The organism is Peribacillus frigoritolerans (assembly GCF_040250305.1).
GTDB lineage: Bacteria > Bacillota > Bacilli > Bacillales > DSM-1321 > Peribacillus.
In genome coordinates this window covers 5,108,263-5,127,013 of sequence record NZ_CP158190.1, presented here as the reverse complement: position 1 = coordinate 5,127,013, position 18,751 = coordinate 5,108,263, and the positions used below count along the sequence as shown (strand labels likewise).

Sequence of the window (18,751 nt, the reverse complement as noted above, 5' to 3'; positions counted from 1 at the left end):
TTTACTGGTATTGTTGTTGACCCTGATTTTGGTCGGGGTTCAAATGTTTCAAAATGGTATCGTAATGGCGTTGATGCATGAGTCCGCACCGATTTAACGCATCAATGATTTGCGGGTCCTTGCATTGTGTGGCAAAAAAATGTGCTTTTTTAACTGCATTCAGATTCCATGCAAGCATATCGGTTAAGTATAAGCTATCTTTCACCGTAACCATTTCCGGCGGCTGTTTCATAAAGCCGGTGGACTGCTGTTGGCTGTTAAACGAATTTTGCTGTTCCATCATTGCTACCTCCTTAAGTGTTCTTTAAACGAGCTTAATTTTCCCTTCTGGATTTTTTTTATTCTTGATTCTAAATATCTGAAAAGTGAATTAAATGGTAAAATAATCTTGTGCATCTATTTTCCAAAATGATTTGGAGGGGAATGCAGATGGAAAGAATATTGAAAAATCTATTCCTTTTTTTATCAAAGAACAAAGGCATGACAAAGGCAGCGAAAAAATACGGGCTGCGGTTTGGGGCATCTCGTTTCGTGGCAGGAGAATCCTTGGATATGGCATGTGAAGTGATTGCAGATCTTAACCGGAAAGGGCTTGCCGTCACCATTGATTATTTAGGTGAATTCATTGAAGATGAACAAGAAGCAGGGAAGATGGCAGAAGAGTGCATTGAAGCAATCCGCATGATTGGCAGAAATGAACTGGATTCACAGTTATCCCTGAAGCTGACCTCGATGGGCTTGGATGTGTCCGAACGAGTCGTAATGAATAACATGCGGAGGATCTTGGATGAAGCTAAGGCCCATCAGGTTTTCGTGACGCTTGATATGGAAGATTTTCCGCGCTGTCAGCCGACTTTGGATGTATTCAAAAATCTAAAGTCTGAATATAATGAATTGGGGACTGTCATCCAAGCTTATCTGTATCGGACTGAGAAGGATATTGAGGAGCTGGATGCATACCATCCGAATCTAAGGCTTGTTAAAGGGGCTTATAAAGAACCAAGTGAAGTGGCTTTTCCCGAGAAAAAAGATGTGGATGAGAATTTCAAGAAAATCATCAACAAGCATATGCAAAATGGCAATTACACAGCCGTTGCCACACATGATGACAAAATCATTGATTATACGAGGGAATTGGTCAAAAATCAGGGAATTCCCCGGGATCGATTTGAATTCCAAATGTTATATGGTATCCGCAATGAAAAGCAGCTCGAACTTGCTAAAGAAGGATATAAGGTAAGGGTGTATGTTCCTTATGGTACGGATTGGTATGGATACTTCATGCGCCGCCTTGCGGAGAGACCGGCCAATATTGCTTTCGTTTTAAAAGGCCTATTCAAGAAATAGGAAGCGAGAGCCGCCCCGGATAAGGGACGGCTGCTCAAATTAAGAAGGATTATCTTTTGAACTGATTGTTCTGGCTGTTCACTTTATTGATTCCGTGTTGACGTTCAGCGCCAGGGCCGGCGTTGCCTTTAACGCTTGCTGCGCTTACGGCTGCTTTAGAAGGATTATCTTTACGCTTCATTATATAAGTCACCTCCACCCCGGTTATTTTTTACTGAACGGAGGAGAAATAACCAAAGGAACTCGGAGAAAAAAATATTTTTTTCCTGTTTAATCATTGCGGAATTTCCAAATATATTCTATATTAGTAATAAGAAAAAATATTCAAAATTTTTTTGAATTAAAAATGAATGAGCATTCATTCAATAAATTGCGTAAGGGGGATATGAACTTGGTTCGACAAATACGAAAGGCTGCTGTTCTAGGGTCAGGAGTTATGGGATCAGGGATTGCTGCACACCTTGCTAACATCGGCATTCCGACTTTATTATTGGATATTGTACCTCGTGAACTCACTGAGGATGAAAAGAAAAAGGGACTGACATTAGATAATAAACAAGTGCGTAACCGCATCAGCCAAACAGCGATTACGAAACTTTTAAAACAGAAACCAGCTCCGCTTTCAGCTAAGGGAAACATTGCGTTGATCGAGGCAGGAAACCTGGAAGATGATATAAGTCGTTTAAAGGATGTCGATTGGATCATCGAAGTGGTCGTTGAGAAGCTTGAGGTTAAGCAAAGTGTGTTTGCCCAGGTTGATCAGCATCGTAAACCAGGAAGCATCGTTTCATCGAATACCTCCGGAATTTCAATTGAAGCGATGGCAGAAGGCCGTTCGGAGGACTTTCAAAAGCACTTCCTGGGAACCCACTTCTTCAATCCGCCGCGTTATCTTAAGTTGTTGGAGCTCATCCCGACTGAAGCAACTTCACCAGAAGTGCTCGAATACATGAAACGATTCGGCGAAGATGTACTGGGAAAAGGTGTCGTCGAAGCCAAGGATACCCCTAACTTTATCGCAAACCGCATTGGAACTTATGGTTTATTGGTCACTCTGCGGGAAATGCAAAAAGGCGGATACAGTGTTGGTGAGGTCGATTCGGTTACAGGTCCGTTGATTGGAAGGGCAACTAGCGCGACTTTCCGGACACTTGATGTGGTTGGATTGGATACCTTTGCACATGTTGCCAGAAACGTATATGACCAGGTGGATGGAGAAGAAAAAGAAGTTTTCAAAATACCCGATTTCATGAATGAAATGCTTAAGAATGGGTGGATTGGAAGCAAGTCAGGCCAAGGGTTTTTCTTGAAAAAAGGAAAGGAAATCCTTGAACTGAATCCCGAAACCCTTGAATATGATGCACGAAAAAGATTAAAAACGCCTTCCATCGAAATGGCTAAACAGGCCAAGGGCTTGGAAAATAAAATGAAAGCGCTTGTTTATAGCGAAGACCGTGCCGGCCAATTACTTTGGAATGTTCTGAATCCGGCGCTTGTGTATTCTGCCCAGCTGCTTGGGGAGATTGCGGATGATATCGTGGCGATCGATCAAGCGATGAAATGGGGCTTCGGATGGTCCACAGGCCCTTTTGAAACATGGGATGCGATAGGGGTAGAAAAATCGGTAGCCCGAATGGAAGCGGAAGGCATCACCGTTCCGCAATGGGTGAAGGATATGCTCGCTAAAGGCATCACTTCTTTCTATAAAGAAGAAAATGGCATAGTTCACTATTATGATAATGGTGAATATAAGGAACTTGTTGCAAATCCTAAAGTGATCAATCTTAAAGCGATCAAGAAGCAAAAAGGCGTAATCAAGAAAAACAGTGGTGCAAGCTTGATGGATATCGGCGATGGAGTGGCTCTTCTTGAATTCACTTCACCGAATAATGCAATAGGTCTGGATATCATCCAAATGATCAATGCGGCGGTCGACGAAGCGGAAGCGAATTTTAAAGGCTTGGTCATCGGAAACCAAGGAAAGAATTTCTGTGTAGGCGCTAATATTGCAATGATGCTGATGGAAGCGCAGGATGACAATATTTTTGAACTCGATATGGTCATCAGCCAATTCCAAAAGGCGATGCTTAAAATCAAGTACAGTGCAGTTCCTGTAGTGGTTGCCCCGTTTAATATGACACTTGGCGGGGGTGCTGAAGTGTCCCTTCCGGCAGCGCGCATCCAGGCAACGACTGAAACGTATATGGGACTAGTGGAAGCTGGTGTAGGTTTGATCCCAGGCGGCGGCGGGACTAAAGAACTTTATGTGAAGACGTTGAGGAATATGCCGAAGGGCGTCGACTTCGACTTACAGAAAGTGGCCAACCGAGTATTTGAAACGGTCGCCATGGCAAAAGTTTCAACCTCCGCCGAAGAAGCTAGAGGGAATAATTTCCTTAATTCAGCGGACGGAATAAGCGTGAATGCGGATCATCAGCTATATGATGCGAAACAGGCGGTACTTTCCATGCATGAACAAGGTTATACCGCTCCTGCCCGCACAAAGATCCCTGTCGTAGGTGAAACGGGATATGCCGCACTTCTATTAGGGGCGGAATCCATGCGCCTTTCAGGATTCTTATCAGAACATGACCTTGTCATAGCCAAAGAGCTCGCATACGTCCTGGCAGGGGGGAAACTCCCATTTGGCACGGAAGTAGATGAACAGTATATCTTGAACCTAGAAAAACAGGCATTCCTAAAACTGATTTCGACTCCGAAATCCCAGGCTAGGATGCAGCATATGCTTGTTAAAGGCAAACCACTCCGTAATTGAAATAGACGAAGAAATGGCCAAAACAAAGATTAATAGATCGATAGCTTAAAAATGAGTAAGGGGGATCCTCATGAAAGAAGCGGTAATAGTAGCTGGAGCAAGGACTCCGGTAGGAAGAGCGAAAAAGGGTTCTCTTGCCAGTGTACGTCCTGATGATTTAGGGGCTCTTGTTGTAAAGGAAACGTTAAAGCGTGCAGGGAATTATGAAGGCACCATCGATGACCTGATTATCGGTTGTGCAATGCCTGAAGCGGAGCAAGGATTGAACATGGCTCGTAACATTGGGGCATTGGCAGGATTGCCTTATACAGTACCGGCTATAACGATTAATCGTTACTGTTCAAGCGGGCTGCAAAGCATCGCTTATGGAGCGGAAAGGATCATGCTCGGCCAAAGTGATACTGTCATTGCAGGCGGAGCGGAATCCATGAGCCTTTTGCCAATGATGGGCCATGTAACTCGTCCGAACGCGAGACTTGCGGAAACGGCACCGGAATATTATATGGGTATGGGCCACACTGCTGAAGCCGTTGCAAAAAAATACGGCATTTCCCGTGAAGATCAAGATGCATTTTCTGTTCGTAGTCATCAAAAGGCGGCGAAGGCCATTGCAGAAGGAAAGTTTTCGGATGAGATCGTACCGGTTGACGTAACCCTTCGTTCAGTGGGACCAGATCTTAAGTTAAAGGAAAAATCATTTAAATTTACACAGGATGAGGGCGTTCGTCCTGGCACCACTGCTGAAGTGCTAAAAAAACTAAGACCTGCATTCTCTGTTACAGGATCCGTAACAGCAGGGAATTCATCACAAACGAGTGATGGTGCAGCCGCGGTCATGGTCATGGATGGGGAAAAGGCCTCTTCATTAGGGATGAAACCGATAGGTAAGTTCCGTTCCTTTGCTGTAGCAGGAGTACCGCCTGAAATCATGGGTATCGGACCGATTGCAGCCATTCCTAAAGCTTTGAAGCTAGCGGGTCTTGAGTTATCGGATATTGGTTTATTTGAATTGAATGAAGCCTTTGCTTCCCAATCCATTCAAATCATTCGTGAGCTCGGTTTGGATGAAGAGATTGTCAATGTAAATGGCGGAGCCATTGCCTTAGGCCATCCACTAGGATGTTCGGGGGCAAAATTGACATTAAGCCTGCTACATGAAATGAAGCGCAGAAACCAACAGTTCGGAGTCGTGACAATGTGTATCGGCGGCGGAATGGGTGCTGCTGGAGTATTTGAATTATTGGCGTAATCCTACCCTCCCGGAAGCTGTCATGCTTCCGGCGGGTTTACTATCTTAAATAATTAGGAGGAAATAACATGTCCAATCAAACTACAGATAACCTCATTAAAGGCGGAGCCTTTTTAGTAGAAGATATTACGTATGATCAAGTGTTTACACCGGAAGATTATTCTGATGAGCATAAAATGATCGCCAAAACTGCCGAGGATTTCGTAGTGAATGAAATTCTGCCGCAGGTTGAACATTTGGAAAACCATGAATTTGACCGTTCCGTTAAATTACTGAAGCATGCAGGTGAAATCGGTTTACTTGGTGCTGACGTTCCTGAGGAATACAGTGGATTGGGTCTTGATAAAATCAGTTCGGCACTGATTACAGAAAAAATGGCACTTTCAGGCGGCTTTGGAATTACGCATGGTGCACATGTAGGTATCGGATCTTTGCCGATCGTATTATTCGGGAATGAAGAACAAAAGAAAAAATATCTCCCTTTACTGGCAACGGGTGAGAAGATTGCTGCGTATGCCTTAACGGAACCAAGCTCAGGTTCAGATGCCTTGGGAGCAAAAACGACAGCGAAATTGAATGCCGAAGGAACTCACTATATTCTAAATGGGGAAAAACAATGGATTACAAATGCAGGTTTTGCAGATGTCTTCTGTGTATACGCCAAAATTGACGGCGAACAATTCTCCGCTTTCATTGTTGAGCGTGATTATGATGGCGTATCAACTGGTGCTGAAGAGAAGAAAATGGGAATCAAAAGCTCATCTACACGTACATTAATCCTTGAAGATGTACATGTACCAGTCGAAAACCTTTTGGGTGTAGCCGGAAAAGGACATGTCATCGCTTTCAATATCCTGAATATCGGCCGTTATAAATTAGGCGTCGGTGCTGTCGGCGGATCTAAACGTGCCCTTGAGATTACAGCAGCTTATACGAATCAACGTCAACAGTTCAAAACGAAAATTTCCGATTTTAACTTGACGAAAGAAAAACTTGCAACAATGGCATCCAAAATTTATGCAGCAGAAAGCTCTGTATACCGTACCGTTGGCCTTTATGAACAAAGGCAAAGCAAATTGACGGATGAGCAAGTGAAAGATGGGAAATCAATGGCGGCAGCAATCGCTGAATATGCCATTGAGTGTTCATTGAATAAATTCTTCGCTTCCGAAGTGTTGGATTATGTTACGGACGAAGGCGTACAGCTTCATGGAGGCTATGGTTTCATGCAGGAGTATGAAATTGAAAAAGCATATCGTGATTCCCGGATTAACCGGATCTTTGAAGGTACAAATGAAATCAATCGATTGCTTGTCCCTGGAACTTTCCTGAAGAAAGCACTTAAAGGGGAATTGCCGCTTCTTCAAAAGGCTCAAAGCCTGCAAGAGGAATTAATGATGATGATGCCGGAAGAACCTGGCGATGAGCCATTGGCACAAGAAAAAATGCTTGTTAGAAACGCTAAGAAAATTGGGATTCTGGCAGCTGGCCTTGCTGCACAGAAATACGGCAAAGCTCTTGATCAAGAACAAGAGATCCTCTCCAACATTGCTGATATCGCATCCCTTGCTTATGCAGCGGAATCCGTGGTATTGCGTACGGAAAAAGCAATAGCAGCTACAGGTCTGGAGAAGAACAAACAAAAAGTGCTTTACACTGAAATCTTCGTTCAGGAAGCTTTCAATGAAATAGAACAGCACGCAAAGGAAACGTTAATCGCAGTGGAAACAGGCGATACTCTTCGCATCATGCTTGCGTCGCTCCGCAAGCTGACAAGACATAATCCGATCAATGTCATTGCGAAAAAGCGTGAAGCTTCCGTGAAGGTAATCGAAGCTGAAAAATATGCTCTTTAAGCAATGAATCATAATCAGTAAAGGGAATGCCCGAAAAGGCATTCCCTTTATTTCCTTTGATGAAATCGTATTGGAAATTCAAAAGACAATTCGTTGTATTGCGTGATGAAAACGGGTATTCTATTGATAGGTGGTGAAATGATGGGCTTAACATTATATTGGTACCCAAAATGCGGCACATGCCGTAACGCAAAGAAGTGGCTGGATAATCATGAACTGCAATATGAAGCAATCCATATAGCGGAAAATCCGCCTTCGCGAACAGAAATAGAACAACTATATAAAAACAGCAATTTGGAGTTGAAGAAGTTTTTTAATACTAGCGGTCAAAAATATCGGGAGCTGGGCTTAAAGGATAAGCTGAAAGAAGCTTCTGAAGCAGAGATGCTTGATATATTGTCCACAGATGGCATGCTTCTGAAAAGGCCGATTGTTACGGACGGCACCAAAGTGACGGTAGGTTTCAAAGAGGAGCAATTCGAACAGGTTTGGAACTGAAAATTTCTCGAAATATTTGGTTAATTCCTTACTTAAACAAACAATCTACCTTATAATGGAATAGATAAAATAAGATGTACATATGGAGGGTTAATAATGACAACAACACCAAAAGAACTTCGTTACACTAAAGAACATGAATGGGTCAAAACGGAAGATGGAACAGTGCGCATTGGAATTACAGCTTTCGCACAGTCCGAGCTTGGGGACATCGTATTCGTTGAGCTTCCGGAAATCGGCGATGAATTGAAAGCGAACGAACCATTCGGAAGTGTTGAATCCGTTAAGACCGTTTCTGAGCTTTATGCACCTATCAGTGGCAAGGTTGTTGAAGTAAACGAAGATTTAAGTGACAACCCTGAATATGTAAATGAGTCTCCTTATGAAAAGGCATGGATGGTCGTGCTTGAACCATCTAATGGCAGTGATATTGAAAACTTGATGAGCGCTGAAGAGTATGAGAGTTTAATCAACGGTTAAAAAGAATGAGAGGGGGACTGAAAAGGCCTGCTCTCTTTTTCATTTTGTACCGTGGCAGTTGCACACATAATTCGTGAGATGGAGTGATGACATGGAGTGGGGCGAATTCGATAAAGTGATCATTGTAGAAGGCAGTTCCGATAGAAGAAAAGTTGCCTCCGTTTTAAATGAAGATGTGGAAATAAGATGTACGAATGGGACCATATCATTAACTAAGCTGGATGAATTAGTGGATGAATTGATGGACCGTGATGTTTATCTCCTTTTTGACGCAGATGAATCAGGAGAAAAGCTCCGGAAGCAGTTCCGAAGGGAAATGCCTGAAGCGAACCACCTGTATATTAATAAAATGTACAAAGAAGTGGAAAGCTCGCCCGAACATCATATCGCAACTGTGCTTTTATCTGCCAATATGAATGTGAAAATGAAATTTTTAAGTCAAAGGGTGAACGACTAATTGATGCAGGAATGGAAAGAAGAAGAGTGTAAGCTTGCTGTTGAAAATGGGGAAACCTTTTGCTTATATTTATATACCCCTTTATGCGGCACTTGTCAGGTTGCCTCCAAGATGCTGACGATATCCTTGGAGCTATTCCCGGAATTGAAGGCAGGGAAAATGAATATGAATTATGTCCAAGCAATTGCCGAATCATATGAAATCGAAAGTGTTCCTTGTTTGTTGCTTTTCAAAGAAGGACAGCTGCACAAAAAAATATATGCCTTTCAATCCGTTCCTTATTTGTACGGATTGCTTAAGGAAATCAGCTAAGAAACCAATCAGAACCGTGGTTGGTTTCTTTGTTGCGGACATTTGAATGCGAGATTGAAATTAAACAAAGAATATTCTAACAATTCATTGACTGATTTATTCTAAAATGCTATATTTTGAATTAAGTAACGGCAGAATTTAATAGTTCTTATCAAGAGTGGCGGAGGGACTGGCCCGACGAAGCCCGGCAACCGGTATAAATTTATATACGGTGCTAATTCCAGCAGAGTGTTGGCTCTGGTAGATGAGGTGTATTCTAGAAACCTCTTCTTATTGAAGTGGTTTTTTTGTTTATAAAAGGCCAGGTATCATATAATTCCAACTAAATCCATAGAAAAAGGTGAAATCATATGTCAGAGAAAAAGTTGCGTTTCGAAACATTGAGTGTTCATGGCGGTCTGCAAGCTGATGAAACAGGTGCTCGTGCAGTTCCTATCTACCAAAGCAATGCATACTTGTTCAAAGACACCGACCATGCAGCGAATTTATTTGGTCTAAAGGAGAATGGTTATATATATTCACGACTTCATAATCCCACGGTCAGCGTTTTTGAGGAAAGAATGGCCTTATTGGAAGGCGGTATCGGCGGATTGGCAACAGCAAGCGGAATGGCGGCCATTTCACTTTCAATCCTGAATATTGCCGCTGCTGGAGATGAGATTGTTTCAGCCTCTACATTATATGGCGGTACGTATAACCTTTTTGAAAATACTCTTCCTAAATATGGGATCAAAGTGAAGTTCGTTTCTCCCGATGACCCTGAAAATTTCAAAAGGGCGATAACGCCAAGAACTAAAGCCATTTTTGCTGAAACGATCGGAAATCCAAGTTTGAGGGTGCTTGATATTGAAGCGGTAGCGAAAATCGCCCATGATGCCGGAATACCTTTGATCATTGATAATACCTTCGCGACACCATATCTATGCAGACCAATTGATTTTGGAGCGGATATTGTCATCCATTCCGCTACAAAATGGCTTCTGGGAAATGGAACCACGCTGGGCGGTGTCATCGTGGATGGAGGGAAATTCGATTGGAACTCGCCAAATTATCCTGGCTTCACGGAGCCTGACCCAAGCTACGACAATCTGGTATACGCCGAGGCAGTTGGACCTGCTGCATTCATAACGAAAGCCCGAGTGCAGTTACTTCGTGATTTAGGCCCTGCGCTAAGTGCCCAAAGTGCATTCCAGTTTACGCTTGGGCTTGAAACACTGCATGTAAGGATGAAAGAGCATCTGTCAAACACCAAGTCTGTCATTAAATATTTAAAAAACCACCCTGCAGTGACTTGGGTTTCACATCCTGGTGATGAGGATCATCCCGATAAAGCCCTTGCGGATAAATATTTGCCTAAGGGAGCTGGATCTGTCGTGACTTTTGGAATACAAGGTAATCGCGAAGCTGGCGCAAAGCTTATCAATTCGGTGGAATTATGGTCCCATGTAGCGAATGTGGGGGATGCGAAGAGCTTGATCATCCATCCAGCAAGTACGACCCATCAACAATTGAATGAGGCGGGTCTTGCGAAAGCGGGTGTGAGTGCTGATCAAGTCCGTTTATCCATTGGGATTGAAAATGTAGACGATTTAATAGAAGATTTGGAGCAGGCAATTGAAAAAGCGACGAATATCGTCTCCTTGACATCCAAAACGGTTTAAGTAAAGTTTCTGTGTACTAGAAATAATATACATTGCGCTCCTTTTTTATCTATGATAAAATTTCACCATACTAAAGAACTTAATGATGTACAAATATTCTATATATTAGCTCTTATCAAGAGAGGTGGAGGGATGTGCCCGATGAAACCCGGCAACCGACAAGGAGATTTCCTTGGAAAGGTGCCAATTCACACAAAGTTTAATCACTTTGGAAGATGAGAGGAAGGCCTGTTTCTTCACCTGCCTTTCTGCTCATGCAGAAAGGTTTTTTCTATTTTAATGGGGGAAACCCTTTGCATGATATGAGAAACAGACTAATAATGTAGAGAAATCAACTAAGTTCATAGGTTTTATTGGATAAAAGAGGTGAGGATTAATGATTACATTGACGAAAGTCAGTAAGCTGTTCCGAACAGGAAAAGGAAACAGTGAGACGATCAAGGCTGTAAATAATGTGAATGTTGAAATAAATAAAGGCGAGATTTTCGGTATTATCGGTTACAGTGGAGCGGGGAAAAGTACTTTGATCAGAATGCTCAATGGGTTGGAAACACCTACAGAGGGATCCGTTGTGGTGGCTGAGAAGGAAATTTCAAAAATTAAAGGCGCTCAGCTCCGTAAGGCCCGTCAAGAAATCAGCATGATTTTCCAACATTTCAATCTATTATGGTCAAGGACCGTTCAGGAGAATATATCTTTCCCATTGGAAATTGCAGGAGTTTCTAAACCTGAACGAACCAAGCGTGTGAACGAATTGATCAAGTTAGTCGGACTGGAAGGCAGGGAAAAGGCCTATCCTTCACAATTAAGCGGAGGGCAAAAGCAAAGGGTGGGAATAGCCAGGGCTCTGGCAAATGACCCTAAAGTGCTGCTGTGTGATGAAGCGACTTCTGCCTTGGATCCGCAGACTACCGACTCCATACTCGAATTGCTTGTTGACATCAATCAGCGCCTGGGATTGACGATCGTCTTGATAACACATGAAATGCATGTAATACGTAAAATCTGCCATCGCGTCGCCGTGATGGAAAGCGGGCAGGTTGTTGAACAGGGTCCTGTCCTTGATGTTTTCAAGAATCCTAAAGAACAAATGACGAAGCGTTTCGTGCAACAGGTAACGGAACCGGAAGAAACGAAAGAAACGATGGACCATTTGCTCGAGCGCTATCCTGCAGGCAAAGTAATTCAATTGACCTTTGTAGGTGATCATGCAGAAAGCCCATTGATTACCAAGCTTGTACGTAACTTCGAGTTGGATGTCAATATCGTTCAAGGTAAGATATCCCAAACAAGAAGCGGTTCATATGGAACATTGTTTATCCATCTTGATGGCAAAGAGGATGAAATGCTCCACGCAATAGAATTCATTAAAGCACAGCAGGTAGGCGTGGAGGTGATTACTCATGCTTGAAGAATTATTGCCGAATGTTGATTGGGAAGACATTATTGAAGCTACGAGGGAAACGCTTTACATGACAAGCGTCTCTGTAGTGGCAACCTTTTTTATAGGCATAATATTAGGATTGATCCTGTTCCTGACGGGGAAGGGTAATATGTGGGAAAACCGGGCAGTCAACGGGGTCATGAGTGCTGTCGTCAATATATTCCGTTCCATTCCATTTCTTATTTTGATCGTGCTGCTCATTCCTTTCACTAAAGCGCTTGTCGGTTCCATGATCGGAGAGAACGCTGCACTGCCGGCACTTATTATCGGTGCGGCACCATTTTATGCGCGTATGGTTGAAATCGGCCTTCGTGAAATCGATAAAGGTGTAATTGAAGCCGCTAAATCGATGGGGGCAAAAACGAGCACGATCATTTGGAAGGTCCTTCTTCCAGAGTCGATGCCTGCCCTTATTTCCGGGATTACGGTAACATCGATTGCATTGGTTGGATATACCGCAATGGCCGGGGTCATCGGCGCAGGCGGGCTTGGTAATCTGGCCTATTTGGACGGCTATCAAAGAAATCAAAATGACGTTACGCTTGTAGCGACGATCGTTATTCTAATTATCGTCTTCATAATTCAAATTATTGGAGATGTGATTACATCTAAATTGGACAAAAGATAAAGGGAGATGAAAAGGATGAAAAAGTTTTTAGGATTTGCATTAATTTTAGTGTTATCTATCGCTTTGGCTGCTTGTGGAAGTGAAAAGGATAAAAGCGGCAGTGATACGGAAAAAGAATCGAAGAAAATAGTTGTAGGGGCATCAAATGTTCCTCATGCTGAAATCCTTGAGGAAGCCAAGCCGCTTCTTAAAGAAAAAGGAATCGAATTGGAAATCGAAACATTCCAGGACTATGTTTTACCGAATAAGGCGTTGAATGATAAGGAATTGGATGCTAACTACTTTCAACACATTCCATATTTAGAGGGGCAAATTAAAGAAAATGGATATGACTTCGTTAATGCTGGCGGAATCCATATCGAGCCGATTGCCCTATATTCACAAAAATATAAAAGCATTGATAAACTTCCGGAAGGCGCAACAATCATTATGAGCAGCTCTGTCGCTGATCATGGACGCGCTTTATCCCTTTTGGAAAAGAATGGCCTGATCACTTTGAAAGAAGGGATCGATAAAACGACGGCTACAACGAAAGACATCGTTGAAAATAAGAAAAACCTTAAATTCGATGCCGATTATGAAGCGGCCCTGCTTCCTAAAATTTATGAGAGTGGCGAAGGCGATGCAGTCTTGATCAACTCCAACTATGCGATTGACGCCGGTTTGAATCCGCTTGAAGATTCGATTGCGATTGAAGATTCGGAATCACCATATGTGAATGTCATTGCCGTAAACAAAGGTGACGAAAATAAAGAAGCAATCAAAGCGCTTGTAGAAGTATTGCATTCTAAAGAAATTCAAGATTTCATTCTTGAAGAATACAAAGGTGCAGTTGTACCGGCGGATAAATAATTCAAGAATGGGCGACCTGATTTAATTCAGACCGCAGTTTGTAAACAAAAAGGTTTCGGAATGGTCTCATTCCGAAACCTTTTTGTTTTTTATTGGATTTGAAGCAGTTAAAGCGATTTGTACTCACGATAGCATTCTATATTTGTTGTTGAGTGCCGATAGGCAGAGATAACAACCAAAACGCTCATATTACACATAGCCATGGTTGCGGAATCTGCGTCAACAGCTTCAGGTTTTCTAACTTTCTTAATCACATGTTCAATCAGAGGCTCTTAATACGAGTATCATGAGTATTTCCGGGTGTTACTATCGTTACGGTCTGCTGCCGCATAAATGAATAAGCAAGCTGGTTTGTCCGTTCAGCTTTTACAAAATGCGTCGCTCATAATTTTTTCCGGACTTAGAGAAGTGAGGCACTTCATTTTGGAAACCTTAGGTGAAAGTGATTCTATCTGATTGTTTAGTCTTAGTGGATTGGAACGGAAGGTACGAGACTCCTGCGGGAAAAGCGAGTCAGGGGAGACCCCGCAGGCGCAAAAGCGCCGAGGAGGCTTCCGGACCGCCCGCGGAAAGCGAGTACCTGAAGTGGAAAGTAACGTTCAAATTTTGAAAACCTAAAAACCTAAAAAACTGTAGACAAACTCATTGATGATCCAGTTTGTTTCAGTCTGCGGCTTAATTTAATTCCTTTCATGTTTAATCAGGAAAGGAAAGGGTATAGAGATAATGAAGGAAAAAAAATGATACACAAATTTGAAAGGATGGTTCACTATCAATACTCTGGATTTAAATGTAACAAGCGAAATGGAAAAGGCGATGCAGTCTTCACATGGGATTGGCTACAGTGAGTACAGTAGAAACTTAGACCTCCGTATCGAGGTTGAGAAAGAACGGGATAGGGAACATGTAAAGTGCAACAAAATGGTCCAGGACCTTCAACGCAAAATTCACGGCTAAGCATATAAAAGAGTTCTTTAAAAGATCGGCCTGTAGAGGTAAAATGGAAAGTGGTCCATAAAATAAGGATTTCCTTATTGGATAAACTTACATAATACCTGACAGTCCGATTTTTTTCTTTTTAAAGCGGAACGTTCATACCTTGCAATCAAATTCTTTGAACATATATTAATAAGGACGAAGATTTGCCGAATAATAAGATAATTTTAACAAAAGCTAAAATAAGTATGAATATGCAGTAAACAGGCCATATCTGTTAGTATTGTAAGAATAGGACAGGTTTTTAACATGGCCGAAGTGGAAACCCCTATCTATTTAGTTGATTCCAAATTGGATTTGTTATAAAATTGGAATGAGAATAAAGTGAGAATGCTTTTACGTAAATTATAGTAATGAAAGTAATCTTTACTTTCTGGTAATAAAATTGGAATTAGTTCACGGAGGTATTATTATGTCAGCTTCTACATTAACGGTTAAAGATCTTCACGTATCAATTGAAGGCAAAGAGATTTTAAAAGGGGTAAACCTTGAAGTTAAAGGTGGAGAAATCCATGCGATCATGGGACCAAATGGAACTGGTAAATCCACTTTATCATCAGCAATCATGGGTCACCCTAAATATGAGGTAACTAGCGGAAGCATCACATTCGATGGTGAAGATGTTTTGGAGATGGAAGTAGACGAGCGCGCTCGTGTCGGTCTATTCCTAGCTATGCAATATCCAAGTGAAATCAGCGGTGTTACAAACGCAGACTTCTTACGTTCTTCCATTAACGCACGCCGTGAAGAAGGCGATGAAATTTCATTGATGAAATTCATCCGTCAAATGGACAAAAAAATGGAATTCCTTGAAATGGATGAAGATATGGCGCAACGCTATTTGAATGAAGGTTTCTCAGGCGGAGAGAAAAAACGCAACGAGATTCTTCAATTAATGATGATCCAACCTAAAATTGCAATCTTGGATGAGATTGATTCAGGTCTAGATATCGATGCACTTAAAGTCGTTTCAAAAGGAATCAACGAAATGCGCGGAGAAGACTTTGGATGCTTGATCATCACTCACTACCAACGTCTATTAAATTACATCACTCCTGATTTTGTACATGTAATGATGCAAGGACGTGTCGTAAAATCAGGCGGTCCTGAACTTGCTGCCCGCTTGGAAGCGGAAGGTTATGACTGGATTAAACAAGAATTGGGCATTGAAGACGAAACTGTTGGCGAAGAAGCGTAAGTAGGAGGATTTGCAATGACTACAGAAACGAAATTACCGTTTGAACAAGAGGATATAAGCTCCTATTCAACTAAAAATAATGATCCAGCTTGGCTATCCGAGCTTCGGATTCAAGCGTTTTCTGAATTAGAAAAGCTCCCGATGCCAAAGCCGGATAAAACGAAAATCGATAAATGGAATTTCACTTCTTTCCAAACTCATACGGTTGAGAGTGAAGCTTTTGCCTCTTTAGAGGAGCTTCCGGAAGAAATTAAGTCCATCATTGAAGAAAATGAAAACTTATACATCCAACGCAATAATACGCCGGCACATATCAATCTGTCAGCAAATGTGAAAGAACAAGGCGTCATTTTTACGGATATTTTATCAGCGGCTCGTGATCATGCTGAGCTCGTGCAAAAATATTTTATGAAAGACGGCGTTAAAATAGATGAGCATCGTTTAACAGCACTTCATGCTGCATTAGTTAATGGGGGAGCATTCCTTTATGTTCCGAAAAATGTAGAAATCAAAGAGCCGATTCAATCGGTATTCCTTTTGGATAATCCAGATACTACACTTTTCAACCATGTCTTGATCGTAGCTGAAGATAATAGCTCTGTCACATATGTAGAGAACTATTTCTCAACCGTTGAGTCTAACGAAGGTGTTGCCAACATCGTAACTGAAGTATTTGCAAATGCGAATGCCAAAGTCCAATATGGTGCGGTCGATACCCTTTCTAAAGGCTTCACGACATATGTTAACCGCCGTGGAGTGGCAGGACGTGACGCACGTATTGAGTGGGCGCTTGGCCTGATGAACGACGGAAATACGATTTCAGATAATACAACATATCTAATGGGCGATGGCTCTCACGGTGATACAAAAACCGTTGTAGTCGGACGCGGGGAACAAAAGCAGAACTTCACGACTGCCATCATTCATTATGGCAAACGCTCTGAGGGTTATATCCTTAAGCACGGTGTCATGAAAGAATCCGCATCCTCCATTTTTAATGGAATTGGGAAAATAGAGTATGGTGCTACAAAGGCCAATGCCGAACAAGAGTCACGCGTATTGATGTTAAGTGAAAAAGCACGCGGAGACGCCAATCCGATCCTCTTGATCGATGAAGATGATGTAACGGCTGGTCATGCTGCTTCCGTCGGCCGTGTCGACCCGCTTCAACTGTATTATTTAATGAGCCGTGGTATTACAAAAAAAGAAGCAGAAAGACTTGTCATTCACGGATTCTTGGCCCCTGTTGTTAACGAGCTTCCAATTGAGGGAGTCAAAAAACAATTAGTAGCGGTCATTGAAAGGAAAGTACAGTAATGAACCCATACGAAATTCGTAAGCTTTTTCCAATATTAGATCAAGAAGTCAATGGTCAGCCATTAGTTTATTTAGATAGTGCTGCAACCTCTCAAAAACCGGCTGCAGTGATTGAAGCGATTGAGCAATATTACCGCGGCTATAACTCGAATGTTCACCGCGGGGTGCATACACTAGGAACAAAAGCTACGGATGCGTATGAAGGTGCTCGTGAAAAGGTACGTAAATTCATTAATGCTTCTTCTACAGAAGAAATCATCTTTACTAGAGGCACAACGACTGCTTTAAATACTGTAGCAAGAAGTTACGGTGGTGCAAATATTAAAGAGGGTGACGAAATCGTCATCTCTTACATGGAGCATCACAGTAATATCATTCCGTGGCAGCAGCTTGCCAAAGAAAAAGGCGCTGTATTGAAGTATATTCCGCTTCAGGAGGATGGTACGATTTCCGTTGACGATGCGAGGGCTACAATTACGGAAGCAACGAAAATCGTGTCCATCATGCAGGTTTCGAATGTGCTTGGCGTTATCAATCCTGTGAAGGAAATCGCCCAAATTGCCCATGATCACAATGCTGTAATGGTAGTCGACGGGGCACAAAGCACGCCGCATCTAAAAGTGGATGTCCGTGATTTGGATTGTGATTTCTTTGCCTTCTCAGGTCATAAAATGGTCGGTCCAACAGGCATCGGCGCACTATATGGCAAGAAAGATCTTCTAGAAAAAATGGAACCGATCGAATTCGGCGGAGAGATGATTGATTTTGTAGGTTTGTATGAGTCTACATGGAAAGAACTCCCGTGGAAATTCGAAGGCGGTACCCCAATCATCGCCGGCGCCATCGGCATGGGGGCTGCCATTGATTTCTTGGAGGAAATCGGTTTGGATAATATTGAACGGCATGAACATAAGCTCGCCGCTTATGCAATGGAGAAAATGTCAGCAATTGAAGGGCTGACCATTTATGGTCCTAAAGATGCAGAAAAGCGTGCTGGTGTAATTACCTTTAATATTGATGACGTACATCCACATGATGTCGCTACCGTTCTTGATGCAGATGGAATTGCTGTCCGTGCCGGTCACCACTGCGCACAGCCATTAATGAAATGGCTTGACGTATCAGCGACAGCAAGAGCAAGTTTCTATCTATATAACACGGAAGAAGATATTGATAAGCTTGTGTCCGGGCTTGTTAAAACGAAGGAGTATTTCAGTAATGTCTTTTGATAACCTTGATACACTTTACCGTCAAGTCATTATGGATCACTATAAGAAACCGCGTAATAAGGGCATGCTAGAAGATGGAAGCATGACAATCGATATGAATAATCCAACTTGCGGCGATCGGATTCGTTTAACGATGAAGATTGAAGATGGCAAGGTCAGCGATGTTAAATTCGATGGTGATGGTTGTTCGATATCCATGAGTTCGGCTTCCATGATGACGCAAGCCATTAAGGGCAAAGACGTTGATACTGCTCTAGCGATGTCCGAGACTTTTTCCTTAATGATTCAGGGAAAAGAATACGACGATGAGATGGACCTTGGGGATATTGAAGCCCTTCAGGGTGTTTCTAAATTTCCTGCCCGAATCAAGTGTGCTACCCTAGCTTGGAAAGCCATGGAAAAGGGATTGAAGGAATAATTAAATTAAAATGAGCTGTTGTAATTCAGCCAT

Annotated in this window: 18 protein-coding genes and 2 riboswitches; of the genes, 16 read left to right on the top strand and 2 right to left on the bottom strand. The window is 42.4% G+C overall.

From position 1 onward, the window contains the following. Position 1 precedes the first annotated feature (1 nt). Positions 2 to 280: a hypothetical protein gene (locus tag ABOA58_RS25410; protein ID WP_350302971.1), complete on the bottom strand. Its 279-nt coding sequence runs from the start codon at positions 278 to 280 to the stop codon at positions 2 to 4. A gap of 149 nt (positions 281 to 429) precedes the next feature. Here ABOA58_RS25410 and ABOA58_RS25405 point away from each other — a divergent pair, with 149 nt between their 5' ends. After that, positions 430 to 1,347 carry a proline dehydrogenase gene (locus ABOA58_RS25405; RefSeq protein WP_350300489.1) on the top strand — a complete coding sequence of 306 codons (918 nt, stop codon included), beginning with the start codon at positions 430 to 432 and terminating at the stop codon, positions 1,345 to 1,347. 49 nt (positions 1,348 to 1,396) lie between these two features. Here the strand turns inward: ABOA58_RS25405 and ABOA58_RS25400 are convergent, their stop codons facing one another. Continuing rightward, complete coding sequence (locus tag ABOA58_RS25400) at positions 1,397 to 1,531, bottom strand: YuzL family protein (RefSeq protein WP_072273724.1); 135 nt, start codon at positions 1,529 to 1,531, stop codon at positions 1,397 to 1,399. Positions 1,532 to 1,738: 207 nt separating this feature from the next. On the opposite strand from ABOA58_RS25400, the gene ABOA58_RS25395 reads away from it, so the two are divergent. From ABOA58_RS25395 to sufU, 15 genes are all read left to right on the top strand, one after another. Then, complete coding sequence (locus tag ABOA58_RS25395; protein ID WP_350300488.1) at positions 1,739 to 4,123, top strand: 3-hydroxyacyl-CoA dehydrogenase/enoyl-CoA hydratase family protein; 2,385 nt, start codon at positions 1,739 to 1,741, stop codon at positions 4,121 to 4,123. Positions 4,124 to 4,193: 70 nt separating this feature from the next. Next, positions 4,194 to 5,372: an acetyl-CoA C-acetyltransferase gene (locus ABOA58_RS25390; RefSeq protein WP_350300487.1), complete on the top strand. Its 1,179-nt coding sequence runs from the start codon at positions 4,194 to 4,196 to the stop codon at positions 5,370 to 5,372. 68 nt (positions 5,373 to 5,440) lie between these two features. Beyond that, complete coding sequence (locus ABOA58_RS25385) at positions 5,441 to 7,228, top strand: acyl-CoA dehydrogenase family protein (RefSeq protein WP_350300486.1); 1,788 nt, start codon at positions 5,441 to 5,443, stop codon at positions 7,226 to 7,228. A 141-nt stretch (positions 7,229 to 7,369) separates the two neighbouring features. Further along, positions 7,370 to 7,726 carry an arsenate reductase family protein gene (locus ABOA58_RS25380; protein ID WP_350300485.1) on the top strand — a complete coding sequence of 119 codons (357 nt, stop codon included), beginning with the start codon at positions 7,370 to 7,372 and terminating at the stop codon, positions 7,724 to 7,726. 96 nt (positions 7,727 to 7,822) lie between these two features. Continuing rightward, positions 7,823 to 8,206, top strand: coding sequence for a glycine cleavage system protein GcvH (gcvH, locus tag ABOA58_RS25375; protein WP_137016434.1), 384 nt, complete (start codon positions 7,823 to 7,825; stop codon positions 8,204 to 8,206). Between the two features lie 91 nt (positions 8,207 to 8,297). Then, on the top strand, positions 8,298 to 8,663 hold the full coding sequence (locus ABOA58_RS25370) for a toprim domain-containing protein (RefSeq protein ID WP_048688210.1): 366 nt from the start codon (positions 8,298 to 8,300) through the stop codon (positions 8,661 to 8,663). 3 nt (positions 8,664 to 8,666) lie between these two features. Next, positions 8,667 to 8,975 (top strand): thioredoxin family protein, encoded by a 309-nt coding sequence (locus ABOA58_RS25365; protein WP_063596108.1) that lies wholly within the window; start codon positions 8,667 to 8,669, stop codon positions 8,973 to 8,975. 145 nt (positions 8,976 to 9,120) lie between these two features. Further along, positions 9,121 to 9,226: riboswitch (SAM riboswitch) on the top strand. A gap of 99 nt (positions 9,227 to 9,325) precedes the next feature. Continuing rightward, entirely contained in the window at positions 9,326 to 10,636 is a 1,311-nt protein-coding gene (locus ABOA58_RS25360) for an O-acetylhomoserine aminocarboxypropyltransferase/cysteine synthase family protein (protein WP_350300484.1), read from the top strand. A 109-nt stretch (positions 10,637 to 10,745) separates the two neighbouring features. Further along, positions 10,746 to 10,858, top strand: a riboswitch (SAM riboswitch). Positions 10,859 to 11,012: 154 nt separating this feature from the next. Continuing rightward, positions 11,013 to 12,047 carry a methionine ABC transporter ATP-binding protein gene (locus ABOA58_RS25355; RefSeq protein WP_350300483.1) on the top strand — a complete coding sequence of 345 codons (1,035 nt, stop codon included), beginning with the start codon at positions 11,013 to 11,015 and terminating at the stop codon, positions 12,045 to 12,047. Next, positions 12,040 to 12,708, top strand: a complete 669-nt coding sequence (locus ABOA58_RS25350) for a methionine ABC transporter permease (protein ID WP_350300482.1) — start codon at positions 12,040 to 12,042, stop codon at positions 12,706 to 12,708. The genes ABOA58_RS25355 and ABOA58_RS25350 overlap by 8 nt, the downstream gene beginning before the upstream one ends. 15 nt (positions 12,709 to 12,723) lie before the next feature. Continuing rightward, positions 12,724 to 13,560 (top strand): MetQ/NlpA family ABC transporter substrate-binding protein, encoded by an 837-nt coding sequence (locus tag ABOA58_RS25345; RefSeq protein ID WP_137016432.1) that lies wholly within the window; start codon positions 12,724 to 12,726, stop codon positions 13,558 to 13,560. Positions 13,561 to 14,968: 1,408 nt separating this feature from the next. Beyond that, positions 14,969 to 15,754, top strand: coding sequence for a Fe-S cluster assembly ATPase SufC (sufC, locus tag ABOA58_RS25340; RefSeq protein WP_148358289.1), 786 nt, complete (start codon positions 14,969 to 14,971; stop codon positions 15,752 to 15,754). A gap of 15 nt (positions 15,755 to 15,769) precedes the next feature. Continuing rightward, positions 15,770 to 17,071: a Fe-S cluster assembly protein SufD gene (gene sufD / locus ABOA58_RS25335; RefSeq protein WP_034310144.1), complete on the top strand. Its 1,302-nt coding sequence runs from the start codon at positions 15,770 to 15,772 to the stop codon at positions 17,069 to 17,071. Continuing rightward, entirely contained in the window at positions 17,071 to 18,300 is a 1,230-nt protein-coding gene (locus ABOA58_RS25330) for a cysteine desulfurase (protein ID WP_350300481.1), read from the top strand. The genes sufD and ABOA58_RS25330 overlap by 1 nt, the downstream gene beginning before the upstream one ends. After that, positions 18,290 to 18,718 (top strand): Fe-S cluster assembly sulfur transfer protein SufU, encoded by a 429-nt coding sequence (gene sufU, locus ABOA58_RS25325; RefSeq protein ID WP_034310148.1) that lies wholly within the window; start codon positions 18,290 to 18,292, stop codon positions 18,716 to 18,718. Before ABOA58_RS25330 ends, sufU begins: the two co-directional genes overlap by 11 nt. Positions 18,719 to 18,751 lie beyond the last annotated feature (33 nt).

Coding starts and splice junctions, on each gene's coding strand:
- ABOA58_RS25410 (WP_350302971.1), bottom strand. CDS start 280: ATGGAACAGCAAAATTCGTTTAACAGCCAACAGCAGTCCACCGGCTTT.
- ABOA58_RS25405 (WP_350300489.1), top strand. CDS start 430: ATGGAAAGAATATTGAAAAATCTATTCCTTTTTTTATCAAAGAACAAA.
- ABOA58_RS25390 (WP_350300487.1), top strand. CDS start 4,194: ATGAAAGAAGCGGTAATAGTAGCTGGAGCAAGGACTCCGGTAGGAAGA.
- ABOA58_RS25385 (WP_350300486.1), top strand. CDS start 5,441: ATGTCCAATCAAACTACAGATAACCTCATTAAAGGCGGAGCCTTTTTA.
- ABOA58_RS25380 (WP_350300485.1), top strand. CDS start 7,370: ATGGGCTTAACATTATATTGGTACCCAAAATGCGGCACATGCCGTAAC.
- gcvH (WP_137016434.1), top strand. CDS start 7,823: ATGACAACAACACCAAAAGAACTTCGTTACACTAAAGAACATGAATGG.
- ABOA58_RS25370 (WP_048688210.1), top strand. CDS start 8,298: ATGGAGTGGGGCGAATTCGATAAAGTGATCATTGTAGAAGGCAGTTCC.
- ABOA58_RS25365 (WP_063596108.1), top strand. CDS start 8,667: ATGCAGGAATGGAAAGAAGAAGAGTGTAAGCTTGCTGTTGAAAATGGG.
- ABOA58_RS25360 (WP_350300484.1), top strand. CDS start 9,326: ATGTCAGAGAAAAAGTTGCGTTTCGAAACATTGAGTGTTCATGGCGGT.
- ABOA58_RS25355 (WP_350300483.1), top strand. CDS start 11,013: ATGATTACATTGACGAAAGTCAGTAAGCTGTTCCGAACAGGAAAAGGA.
- ABOA58_RS25350 (WP_350300482.1), top strand. CDS start 12,040: ATGCTTGAAGAATTATTGCCGAATGTTGATTGGGAAGACATTATTGAA.
- ABOA58_RS25345 (WP_137016432.1), top strand. CDS start 12,724: ATGAAAAAGTTTTTAGGATTTGCATTAATTTTAGTGTTATCTATCGCT.
- sufC (WP_148358289.1), top strand. CDS start 14,969: ATGTCAGCTTCTACATTAACGGTTAAAGATCTTCACGTATCAATTGAA.
- sufD (WP_034310144.1), top strand. CDS start 15,770: ATGACTACAGAAACGAAATTACCGTTTGAACAAGAGGATATAAGCTCC.
- ABOA58_RS25330 (WP_350300481.1), top strand. CDS start 17,071: ATGAACCCATACGAAATTCGTAAGCTTTTTCCAATATTAGATCAAGAA.
- sufU (WP_034310148.1), top strand. CDS start 18,290: ATGTCTTTTGATAACCTTGATACACTTTACCGTCAAGTCATTATGGAT.